A 12,352-nucleotide genomic window follows, 5' to 3' on the forward strand; every position below is an offset into this window, starting at 1 on the left:
AAATAATTACAACTGTCACTAATACCTACTGATTTTACAATGCATAACGTAACTTCAAACTTTCAGGATAAAGATCTAAATATGCTTGATCAGCGAGATAACTATCAGGATAAACCGTTAGGTGGTGGTTAATCAGAGTTAATGGCGCAATTAATGGTAAAAGCCCTTCTCGATAGCGCATAATGACATCACGCAATTCGGCTTTTTGAGGTTTATCAAGATCACGCTTAAAATACCCCTGAATATGCATTAATACATTGGTGTTATTTTTACGGCTAGCTCTATTTTTTAATGCATCCATTAAGCGTTGGCGGTATTCAACAAAAAAAGCATTCAAGTCATCCCACTTATGAATATCAGAAACAAAAGGGCCTAATACGCGATAAGATTGTGGATCATGCGCCATCAAACACAATTTATAGCGAGAATGAAATTTAATAATATTATCGCGTGTTATTCCCCCTGCAATAGAACGGTATAAATCATCAAGCGCGTAAATACGGAAGATGAAATTTTCACGTAATACAGGGTCTTGTAAACGACCATCTTCTTCAATCGGTAACCACGGCATTTTATCCATCAACCGCTGGGTAAAAATACCGACGGCTCCCCCTGGGATTGAATTACCATTATCTAGATATAATTTCACTCGCTCCATACCACAGGTTGGTGATTTAGCACAAACAATATAACCGCGTAAATCGTTAAAGCTGGGGATTTGATTATCTGCAAATGCAACCATATCATCTGTATAATCAAGGGTATGATCTTTAGTACCAACCAAAGCAATACGATCACCGTTATCTTGTAAACGAATCGTAGGTCGTGGAACGGTCATTCCAATACCAACCTCTGGACACACTGGCTTAAAGTCAAAATATTCACTCAATTCTTCGTCAGCAAAACGGTTACGCTTATGCCCACCATCGAACCGTACTTTTTGTCCCAATACACAAGCACTAATACCAACAGGAATTCCCATATTGCCTCCAAACCAGTACAACAAAGTTGTACAAATGTTAAAAGTTGTATAGTTAATGTAGCCAAAATAAATTGGTTGTACAACTTTTTTTGTTGTACAACTAAATGACAAAAGTATTAGTAAACAATAACTCTAAATTACAGCCATAAAAAAACGACCATCAGGCCGTTTCATCATGTATTGTTTTTTACTCATTGGCTAAAGACGAATCCCCTCAACATTTAACTCTAATTCAACTATCGTAGACGCGGGACCTAAATCTGTTTCAATATTATAATCTTTCAACGCAATCATTGTTGTACCAACAAAACCTCGGCGATAGCCGCCCCATGGATCATTACCAGCACCAATATTCTTAACATCAATCGTGACAGGTTTTGTCACTCCATTTAAGGTTAAATCTCCTATCATAGTAGCTTTACCATTACCGAGGTCTTTAAAAGAGCGACTGACAAAATTCGCCTGAGGAAACTTATCTACATTTAAAAAATCTTTGCTACGCAGATGCTTATCACGCTCTGCATGGTTTGAATCTACACTTGCTGTTTCAATATTGACTGTCACTTTTGATGCTTCAGGTTGATTTTCATCATAACTAAACTGGCCATCAAATGTATTAAAGCGCCCCACTAACCAGCTGTATCCTAGATGCTGAATTCGAAATTGAATAGAAGCGTGAGAGCCAGAAGTATCTATTTTATAATCGTCAGCTAAAGCGACAGAAGATACACATGCCGCGGCCAATAATGTTACAGAAATCAAAGAGGTTAAAAGGCATTTTTTCATCATAATCTCCATTTATGTTGTGATATGTCTAATCAAATAAATCCATTATTGTTAAGCTTTACCTAGCATGCGCTTTAATGTGTCATCTTTATCTAAAAAATGATGTTTTATCGCACCAATAGCATGCAATAGTGTTAAACCAATCAAAATACAAGCGCCATACCAATGAATAACACCTGCGATATCTTCTTGATTTTTAATGTTTGTTAACGTTGCAGGCATATCAAACAAACCAAAAACACTAATAGCACGTCCATCTGCGGTTGAAATCAGATACCCACTAAGCATCACTATCATTAACACACCATACAGTGCCCAGTGTGTGTATTTTGCAAGCCATTTCTCCCATTTTGCATGGGTTGAAATAGCCACAGGTGAAGCCGTTAACATTCTAAATATCAGCCTAATCCCTACAAAAAATAGTAAGATCAAACCAATACTCTTATGTGTGTCTGGTGCTGTTTTATACCAAGCATGATAATAATTTAATTCGACCATCCACCAGCCAAGAGCAAATAACCCCATTACGGTTAATGCAACGAGCCAATGAAGCCATATAATAACGGGATGCCAGTTCTTATGCGGTCCACTTTTCACGACTATCTACTCTCTCCAAATCAAAATGCTAAATACGCGATCAAATCCTTGCTTAAATAATAACCAAATTAAACCGTTCTATGCGTTTTTTATCGTTATTTTTATTTGAGTAAAAAAAAGCGATCATCAAGATCGCTTTAATTTACTACATAGAAACTCACTAATATTATCTTTGCTCTAAAGGATATGAACGATAACTCCACATTCCATAAACACGTAAAGCATCACGATAGATCCCTAACAACTCACCATCAGTTGGAACTTTAAGTTCTTCTAATGGACGATCGTTAGCAGCATAGGTATCAAATAAAATCCCTTTAGGGCCCGTTTGCCAGCTCGCCACTTCAAATAAAGCTTGTCCTCGACGAACATGACTTGCAGAACTAATAATTGTTGCATGATCAATATCATGACGAGCTAAGGCATAACTGCTGTATAGTGCGTTTTCCACCGTACTTCTCGCGTAATTATCTTCAATAATACGAGATTTTTTTATCCCATTTTTTACCAGCCAATCAGCCATCAACTTACCTTCAGTCTTGTGATTCTTAGGTACGCCACCAGTCACTATGATGTAAGTATTAGGATCGCTTTTCGCCATCGCGAGCGTTGCATTTAATCTATCAATTAAGATTTCATTCATACTACCATCATGATTTAAAGCATAACCCAAAGTAATAATAGCATTATTGCCTTTCGCTGGTTTTTTAATTTTATTACTTAATGGCGTCGCAACGATTCTATCAATGGTAGACATGATTTTTTTCAAATCAGCAACACGCCCATTATTTAGCTGTTCTAACGCATTTAAATGTTTGGTTACTTCGCTTTTATTACCTTTAAAATTTTGCCAAATAACAAGATATGAATGCGCATCAACATCATCAGGTGCTACATCTAATATTTGAGTAAACAGTTCAATAGCCCGGTCAACATTACTGTTATAAATCTGAGCATTAGCCGCAGAAAATAATAAATCAACACGATAAGGTTCAAGTTTATAAGCATCAAGTAAATTGTTCGTGATCATCTCTACATTGCTTGGCATTTTTGCCGTAAAGCCAGCATGAGAAATACGGGCTGGATTTTTAAATATTTGGTAAGCATCATTCAGTAATTGATCAACCACCTGACGTTGAGAGGTCATTTCGGTGAAATTAGTCTGTGGTTGAACCGCATCTAATACAGCCATGCTTGGCGCTGAATAAAAAGAGCTAGAAAGGATAGCGACCAAAGAAAGAGTTAAGAATGTGCGTTTCATAATAAATCCAACTGTAAAACAAAAAACGTATTTTATGTTCTATAAGGTTGCTTTTTTGTGCATAACATCGTGTTTCTTTTGTCTATTTTATATATCTTTACAAAGTATGAACCAATATCAACATTACGCCATATAATTAAAATATAGACTAAGCAACGTCATTTAATCACATTCAATATTAAGCTTTGACTTAAACAGCCATAAAAAAAGCGACCATCAAGGTCGCTTATTATCAATACGAATATATATTACAGAAACGTTATGCCCAGCGTTCTGCTTGCCACTCTGCTTGTTGTTCTTCATTTAAGAACGTCCATGCAACAACACGCGAGATTTTCTGACCTTGTGACATTTCAATGGTTTTCACTTGGAATGCGCTTACTTTTTCAAGTTGCTTATAAAGCACACCAAGGTTTTCTTTCTTAGAAACAAGTGTTGTAAACCAGAAACATTGTGTCGCTTTGGTTGCACTTTGGTTGATCATCTTTTTAATAAAACCAACTTCGCCACCTGTACACCACAATTCAGCCTTTTGACCACCAAAGTTAAGCACTGGCGTTGTTGACTCAGATTTCGCATTAAATGCCGAAAGCTTATTACTACGACCATGGGCTTGACGCTTTTTATTTGAGTTAGTCGCAAGGTTACGCACTTTGCGCTCAGATCCAGCCATCGCTTCCGCTTCTGAACCGTGGAACGGTGGGTTACACATTGTAAAATCAAACACTTCTTCATCGTTGATCATATCAGTAAAGATATTATCAATATTATCTTGAAGACGGATCTGAATAGCGCCCTTTAAGCTCTTATTATTTGCCGCAATAAATTTAGCTGACTTAACGGCTAACTTATCAATCTCAGAACCAACAAACTGCCAACCATACACACGATGGCCAATAATAGGATAAACACAGTTTGCGCCGATACCGATATCTAAACCGCGAACACCTTTACCTTGTGGTACGGCACCACCATTAGATTGTGCCAATAAATCGGCAATGTAATGAATATAATCAGCACGACCAGGGATCGGTGGGCACAAAAAGCCCGCAGGAATATCCCAGTAGTCAACATGATAAAAATGCTTTAATAACGCTTTATTCAATGTTTTTACTGCGAGAGGATCAGAGAAATTTACGGAAAGATCGCCATAAGCATTTTCACTAACATATTGCGCTAACTCAGGCGTTGCTTGAGTTAATGTCGCAAAGTCATAACGCGCACGGTGTGGGTTACGTGGATGTAGGCCTTGTTTAGGCTGTGCGGCTTTCTTTTGGGTCATCTTTGCTACTCGCAGGAATCAAATATAATTAAGCGGTGCATTGTACATGTTAAAGCTCAATAGCCTTAGTATATTAATGATCAAATGCACAAAAAAAACACAAACATATATACAACACCTTTTGTTATTAATAGGATTAACATTACCATTAACCTATTGATAACAAACACAACCCATTAATTCAAATTAACAATAACTAAGATTATAACTATTATTAAATACGTATACTTAACAATCACCTGTTTGCTAGGAATGATGCTATGACAATGACGACTCCATCATCTCAGCTATATTACTCATATTTACACGCCTTATTATTCATATCAGCTATGGGTGTTTTGACACTATTATCTTCACCAAAAATACAAGCTGAAGAATCAATTAATGATAAAACATTACTCGTGGGTACTTATTCTTGCCCACCTTTTGTTATGATTGATAAACCCGATGATTATCAAGGGCTAACGTTTTTATTATGGGACAATATAGCAACCAATCTTAATTTAAAATACCGTGTTAAAGAGCTACCACTCAAGGAATTATTAGAAGCCGTTGCCAGTGGCAAACTCGATGTCGGTTTATCTTGTATCTCTATTACGCCAGAGCGTGAAGAGTTATTGGATTTCTCTCACTCTTTTTATGAAACTAATCTAGCCATAGCTGTAAAACAAAAAAGCCACTGGGAAACATTCACTGGCATTATTTTTAATAAAAAACTATTGCAGATATTAGCCATTGTTGCGATTGCCGCTTCAACCGTAGGTGGTATTTATTATTTACTTGAACACCGTGTAAATGACAAACTTTATTCAATGCAATCACGTTCAGCACGGTTAGTCGAAGGATTTATACTTGGGTTATTATTTATCACTAAGGGCCCGTTTAATTATTACGAATTTAAAACATTAACCGGACGTGTGGTCACAGTATTACTTGCCGTTTTTACTACCCTATTTATTGCTAGTATTACAGCCGTGCTCGCAAGTTCATTTACGTTAGGCTTAATCAATAATGATATTAAAGGCCCAAATGATTTAGATAATGTTCTAACAGGAGCAAAAGAATCATCTACCTCATCAGAATTCTTAACTAACCATAGTATTATTCACAAAACCTATCCAACCGTATCTGACATGTTAAGCGCGCTAAATAATGGTGAAGTGAATGCCATTGTTTATGATGATGCTATTTTAAGATATCAAATTAAAAAAGCGCAAAGCAAAGGAGTATTTGAACAATTACAAGTACTTCCATACCAATTTGAGAAACAAAATTACGGAATCGTACTCGGTGAAAATAGCCCTTATGATGAAGAAATTAATCGAGAGCTACTACAATTTAGAAAAAGTAATCAATGGAAAAAAACGTTGATCGAATATTTTAAGATCAAATAATACGACATATAGTTATTTAAACAGTAACAACAAAAAGGAGTACTAATGTACTCCTTGTTTTATCTATAACAAATTAGAGACACACTTAACGCCGTTTAAATAAGCGTCCAAGTTGGCTTAATGTTGATGGATGATAAGACCAACAATGATCAAACAATTCTAATAACTCAGGATTGCCATATTTCGATAAATTCACAGCATGAAAACGGTTTTTCTGCTGCTTTAACTTCTGAACTCGCGATTGCATTACTTCAGGTTGGCTTGGTGCAATAAAGTCAGATAATACGACTAAATCAGCGTTTTTATATTTACCCGCCGCCATCAGATCAATTGATTGATCAAGTACTGGTCCTAAATCTGTACCACCATGAAAGGAATACGATAAAAAGTTAACTACTTCATGTAAACCATCTTGTTTTGTCAGTTCGTAAGTGATCTGTTGTGTTGAAAACATAATGACAAAGCAATCACGCTCTTCAACAAGGGCTATTTGCATCAAACCATAAGCCAATGCTTTAGCGCAGTTTTCTGGATAACCCGACATCGAACCTGATGCATCAATGCAAACAATAAAAGGACCTTTAGGTTGATCAACCTGCTTGGTTTGTCGTTTAAAAGCTTTTACTTTTCGCAGCTTACGTTGAGTCCCCTGCATGCGATAATTCATTAACCGTTTATCCGCTAAGTGCTTATAAAAAATCACTTCAAGCTCAGGGTAAGCTAAAAACATCGCTTCATTCGGTAATAGCTTGGTCAAATCATCACTTTCATGGATGCCAACAATATCATCGGTGACATTGTCACTTATTTCTTCCACCAGCTTCATTTGTTCTGATTTCACCCGTTCTTTATTAGGATCATCAACTTCACTGGCCATACGACCTAATTTTTCAGCTATTTCTTGAAGGCCATTATTCTTTTTTAAGAATGCAGCAATTTTCTTCATCACATCAACATCAGTTTTAGTCAGCTTCGCTTGTGCCATATCCCACAAACGTCCAGCTTTACTGACATCACCAGCATCGGTTACTGTCGCCATTTTTTTCATGGTTTCAATACGTTGATACAAATCTTTTAATAACTGATCTTTTTGCTCTTCAACTTCAGACTCTTGCGCTTCTCGCAATGCATGAGCTAAATAGTCATACCATTTATCACAAAAGAAACGTTGAAACATGGGGTTATGTTTACTTTTTTCTGTTGCAAGTAAGCTTTTCGCTTTGAAATAAAAAGCGGATTGCCCTTCTAATTGCTTAACAATTTGCTCTGAGTGGGCAAAAAAATACTCTTTATTCCATGTGCAGACTTGTTGGTATAAATTAATCTCATCACTGAATTGTTCGACAACCGTGCCTTTAGCAGTTTTTCGAATCATTTGGCCACGCCACTTCATGATCTGATTTTTCATCGCCGTTTTGACACCAGGGCTTGCTTCTGCTGCCATAAGAAGTTGTGGCCTAACCATAACTTCATGGACAGCAGTATCAATAATACCTGACTCTGCAAGCATCAAAGCAAAATTTAACCCTTCAGATACTGGCATAAGCATCTATCCTTTACTTTATTTTTCATCACTCATAAAAAGTTGTTTTTAAATTAACAATCATTGTTGTGAAAAATAATCATCCATGTGAGTAATTCTAAAGGCACTCTTTTCGGCCGTTAATTTCAATTCAGCTACTTTATCAACACAGTCATTAAGGCTTTGTTCTATTAATGTTGGAAAATCGCCGCTGATAAAATTATGCGGTAATGCACCATGGAACAACGTCCGCGCTTTAATCACATTATGCTCAGAGTCCGTAATCTTAGCCATTGCTTGATCAACCAATTGTTGCCATTGTTGCTGTTGTGAGCTTGTTAAGCCTTTATTACCAGTAATACCAACAAGAACCGGACGATTAGCAATGTCTTTAATGACTAATTGATTTTCAGCGTCTATCTCAAACTGTAGTCGACATAAATGGGTATTTTTATTTACAAAGCCATAAATATCACATTTTCCTGTGCGAATTTTTTTATCAAACTCATCCCCATCAACATACACCCAACGACTATCACCCAATTCTTGCTCTGATACCGAAGTATTAGGTTGTAACATTACTAACTTAATCATACGAGGATTGTTATTGATATTAAATCGCGTTGCTGTTGCAAAATTATATTTAAACCATTCTTTACGCATCGTACTTTCACGCGTAAAGCTAACGACTAATTGGGTGCAGATATCTTGGTTAATATTATCAATAATCACATGAGCTTCTTTGGCATCAGCAATAGCATCTTGTTGATTAAAAGCATGTTTAGTCGCAAATTCTTTCATAATACTCACAATCACATTACGTGATTCAGGGCTATGCCATAAGCAATCTTGCAATAGCAACAAATCTAACGGATTGATATGGTCACGGCCGTTAAAAAATGCACTCGCTTTTAATAAACGTACTGATTTTTTCCAGCGGCGATCAGAAATATAAAGCTCACTATCCGTTGTTTGTTCAATACTTTCACCAGAATGCGCTTCTATCATTGATTTTAACTGATAAATTTTTTCAAAAAGGGGATCAGTTAATGTCACATCCTCAATATGTGCTTGCCAGCTATGGTATTCATCATCTTTGATAGTTAATGATGGATCAATCGCTGTTAGCGTTGCACCATCACCCATAAGCATTGATTTGAAATTGCGTTTTTCTTGAATTCGGTTAACAAACACGCGTACTAACATACGGTCATATAACGCGTCTAAACCACTGTCTGCATCGGGTAATTCGTTTGATGCAGTAATCAACAATCGCATAGGTATTGGTAAAATATCCTGACCATTTTTAAATGTTCGTTCATTCACTACGGTTAATAAAGTATTAAGAATAGCAGGTCCCGCTTTCCAGATTTCATCGAGAAAAACCACTTGAGCTGTCGGTAAGTAGCCATCAATTAAACGCACATACTTACCATTATCTTTTAATTCCTGAATAGATAATGGTCCAAATACTTCTTCAGGCGTTGAAAAACGTGTCATTAAATAATCGAAAAATTTACTGTCATCAAACGCTTGAATTAATCGTTTTGCAATTAAGCTCTTTGCAATACCAGGAGGGCCTAACAGGAACACACTTTCGCCAGCTAGCGCGGCTAATAGACATAATTTGATGGTTTCTTCACGTTCATAAACACCATTAGAAAGCCCACTGATCAGCTTTTGAATGCGTTCTGATAAAATGGCTTTATTCGGTGCTGCTGTTGCTACTGTAAGCATATATCCAACCTTGAATTCTTTTCTTACCCTACATGGTGTACCGTAAACAGTGTTTAATGGCTGAAAACCACACCTCTACGTTGTTGTCTCTTTACCGTTATAGCATGATTTTGTGCGCTGATACATCTTATACGAACTTTTAACAATAAGGTGTCATGTTAAAAACAAGCTATAAAACGAACATTGCTATATAACTACGTTAATATAGATATGGCTTAATAAATTTATTATACAAATCATTGTTATACCAAATTTATTTTCATTTTATATTTCTTTTAATACTAAGTTAAACGTAACTTGAATAGAGTTAAGTTAATAAAATCGCTGTTTGAGTTTCATATTATCGTCATATATACGTAATAACATATTTGCTTATCATTCACCAATGGAGCAAAGCAATGCTAATCAAGGCAACTACCCTATGGGCTCTTTGTACAACACTTGCATTTAGTGCTCAAGCTAACACTACCGTTACCGTGACTGGCTCAACATCAGTCAGTCATATTATGGATATTTTAGCTGAGCACTATTCAATACAATATCCTAATAACAAAATTAATGTACAAGGTATCAGTTCATCCGCTGGTATCGTCGCATTACAAACGGGTACTGCTGAAATAGGCATGAGTTCACGTATAATTAATGCAGATGAGCTTGATGATAACTATACAATTACCCCTATCGCACATGATGGAATTGCATTAGTCGTTAACCCTGCCAATCCGATTAATAATATCACCCACTCACAAGTTAATAATATTTATCATGGCATAACAAAAAATTGGCAACAGGTAGGTGGTAATAATGAAGAAATTGCAGTTGTGAGCCGTGAGAATGCATCAGGATCTCGATTTTCGTTTGAGCACTTTATGCAACTCACTCAAAATGTGGCAGGATTTACCGTATCAGACATCAATCCTGAGGTATTAGTGGTAAGCACTAATGGTATGGTCAAAAGTTTAATTGCACGAAATCAACAAGCGATTGGTTATTTATCTTTTGGATCAATTGATAGCTCAATTAAACCATTATCTTATAATGGAGTAACGCCCACTATTAGTAATATCCATTCAGGTGAATATAAGATGGCTCGCCCATTTTTGATTATGTATAAGAAGCAAGGACTATCAGCGAACGCTGCGAAATTTATTCAATTTTTAGCATCTGATGATGCAAAAAAAATCATTAATAATAATGGTTATATCGCAGAATCATCATAATTGCCCCTTTTAAAACAAGCATGGCTTTTAGTGAAAACACCACTAAAAGCCAATGCTAAGTTCTAGTTTTAAATCATAACTCTTTGCATTATTTGGATCGGTTAACGACAGTTATTTCACCACTGGATACTTCTCATTTGCGCCCCATTCTGTCCATGAGCCATCATAAACAGTGACATTGTCACGTCCACTAAGTTGCGCGGCTAGAGCTAAAATACAAGCCGTAACACCAGAACCACAGCTAAAAATAAGTTGTTGATCGGCAGTACTCAATGCATCAAACTTCTGCTGTAATTGTTCAACGGGCAGAAAATAACCATCGGTTAATAACTCGCCAAAAGGTAAACTTTTCGCATTTGGCATATGACCACTACGAAGCCCAACACGCGGTTCTTTTACAGTGGCGAGAAAACGTGCTGTAGGACGTGCATCAATGATTTGAATACAGGTATCATCCAGTCTTTGACACAAAGTATCGGCATCAATCACCCAACTAGATCGATATTTAGCACTGAAATCCCCAATCGCATTAGTCATTGGTACACCCGTTTGCGTCGCATAACCCGCCGCTAGCCAAGCAGGTAAACCCCCATCAAGCACCGACACATTATCATGTCCCATCGCCTTGAACATCCACCACCCACGTGGTGCTGAAAACATTCCTTGGCTATCATAAATAACAACATGGCTATCATTATTCACGCCTAATTTTGCGCCTTCTTGAGTGAATAATTCAGCTGATGGCAACATATGCGGTAAATCAGTATTCGGTGCTGCTATTTGATGGTTAAAATCAAAAAAACGTGCCGTTGGGATGCGAACCTCAATAAACTCTTGTTGCGGATCACGCGGCACATCAGGCATAAATGCACTAGCATCTAGCACTACAATTGATGCTGCCAACGAGCTATCAAATAATTGCTGATGAAGCCAAGCAGCAGACACTATATTATTAACAGGCGATACCATAAAAATCCTTAGGAATAATCCGCAGTTAAAATTTTTAACCTGGGCCACAATACCTGCCACTTTTTGTCTCGAATACGCTGTTGATAAACGGCAGGTCTTGGGTAATGTGGATTGATGCTAACATGTAATGACCAGTTATGCTCTAGTCCATATGCTGCAGTAAAAATTAATTGATTATCAACCAGTAACCGTACCCCAACACATGTGGGAACTTCTACCCAGCGAGATATGGCATCTGCACTATTTTTATAAGGTGAATGTTGATGCTTTAAATGCATTCTTGCTTGGTTTTTAACTTCCCAATTAATCATAGGTAATTGCTGTTGTAGCAATGCGGCATAATGCGCTTCAGTTACTAATGAGCAGTCATTAGGATCAAAATACACCACATCAACATCATTTAATGGTGTCATCGGTAAATGATGTAAGTGATCCCAAATAGCATTACGAACAAACCCAGCAGCTATAAACCAATCTGGTAAATTCAATGTTTGTACAGCACGTAAACATGCCATTCTAAGAGGATCTGCTGCTATGACGATGGCAGTATTTGAGACTAAGTCAGCCATATATTAAGATCCTTTACGGGCGCATGTTTATAA

11 protein-coding genes are annotated in these 12,352 nt (G+C 36.9%); 2 read left to right on the plus strand and 9 right to left on the minus strand.

Going from position 1 to position 12,352, the window contains the following annotated elements:
* Positions 1-34: 34 nt before the first annotated feature.
* The 5 genes from CZ809_RS03255 to rlmF all read right to left on the minus strand — a co-directional run bounded on the left by CZ809_RS03255 (position 35) and on the right by rlmF (position 4,908).
* Positions 35-982, minus strand: coding sequence for a YbgA family protein (locus CZ809_RS03255; RefSeq protein WP_080155988.1), 948 nt, complete (start codon positions 980-982; stop codon positions 35-37).
* A gap of 198 nt (positions 983-1,180) precedes the next feature.
* Positions 1,181-1,768, minus strand: coding sequence for a YceI family protein (locus CZ809_RS03260; RefSeq protein WP_080155989.1), 588 nt, complete (start codon positions 1,766-1,768; stop codon positions 1,181-1,183).
* A 51-nt stretch (positions 1,769-1,819) separates the two neighbouring features.
* Positions 1,820-2,365, minus strand: coding sequence for a cytochrome b (locus CZ809_RS03265; RefSeq protein ID WP_080155990.1), 546 nt, complete (start codon positions 2,363-2,365; stop codon positions 1,820-1,822).
* 166 nt (positions 2,366-2,531) lie between these two features.
* A complete protein-coding gene (locus CZ809_RS03270; protein WP_080155991.1) occupies positions 2,532-3,626 on the minus strand; it encodes a YdcF family protein in 1,095 nt (364 codons plus the stop codon).
* Between the two features lie 259 nt (positions 3,627-3,885).
* Positions 3,886-4,908 (minus strand): 23S rRNA (adenine(1618)-N(6))-methyltransferase RlmF, encoded by a 1,023-nt coding sequence (gene rlmF, locus CZ809_RS03275; protein ID WP_080155992.1) that lies wholly within the window; start codon positions 4,906-4,908, stop codon positions 3,886-3,888.
* Between the two features lie 260 nt (positions 4,909-5,168).
* On the opposite strand from rlmF, the gene CZ809_RS03280 reads away from it, so the two are divergent.
* A complete protein-coding gene (locus tag CZ809_RS03280) occupies positions 5,169-6,302 on the plus strand; it encodes a transporter substrate-binding domain-containing protein (RefSeq protein ID WP_144396142.1) in 1,134 nt (377 codons plus the stop codon).
* Between the two features lie 85 nt (positions 6,303-6,387).
* Here CZ809_RS03280 and viaA read toward each other — a convergent pair whose 3' ends face one another.
* Positions 6,388-7,845, minus strand: coding sequence for an ATPase RavA stimulator ViaA (gene viaA, locus CZ809_RS03285; RefSeq protein ID WP_080155993.1), 1,458 nt, complete (start codon positions 7,843-7,845; stop codon positions 6,388-6,390).
* A 60-nt stretch (positions 7,846-7,905) separates the two neighbouring features.
* Entirely contained in the window at positions 7,906-9,561 is a 1,656-nt protein-coding gene (locus tag CZ809_RS03290; protein ID WP_080155994.1) for an ATPase RavA domain-containing protein, read from the minus strand.
* 398 nt (positions 9,562-9,959) lie between these two features.
* On the opposite strand from CZ809_RS03290, the gene CZ809_RS03295 reads away from it, so the two are divergent.
* Positions 9,960-10,781, plus strand: a complete 822-nt coding sequence (locus CZ809_RS03295; protein ID WP_080155995.1) for a phosphate ABC transporter substrate-binding protein — start codon at positions 9,960-9,962, stop codon at positions 10,779-10,781.
* A 111-nt stretch (positions 10,782-10,892) separates the two neighbouring features.
* Here the strand turns inward: CZ809_RS03295 and CZ809_RS03300 are convergent, their stop codons facing one another.
* Entirely contained in the window at positions 10,893-11,750 is an 858-nt protein-coding gene (locus CZ809_RS03300) for a sulfurtransferase (RefSeq protein WP_080155996.1), read from the minus strand.
* A gap of 8 nt (positions 11,751-11,758) precedes the next feature.
* Positions 11,759-12,319: a nucleotidyltransferase family protein gene (locus CZ809_RS03305; RefSeq protein ID WP_235865768.1), complete on the minus strand. Its 561-nt coding sequence runs from the start codon at positions 12,317-12,319 to the stop codon at positions 11,759-11,761.
* Positions 12,320-12,352 lie beyond the last annotated feature (33 nt).

It is taken from the genome of Photobacterium piscicola (genome assembly GCF_900166965.1).
Classification (GTDB): Bacteria; Pseudomonadota; Gammaproteobacteria; order Enterobacterales; family Vibrionaceae; genus Photobacterium; species Photobacterium piscicola.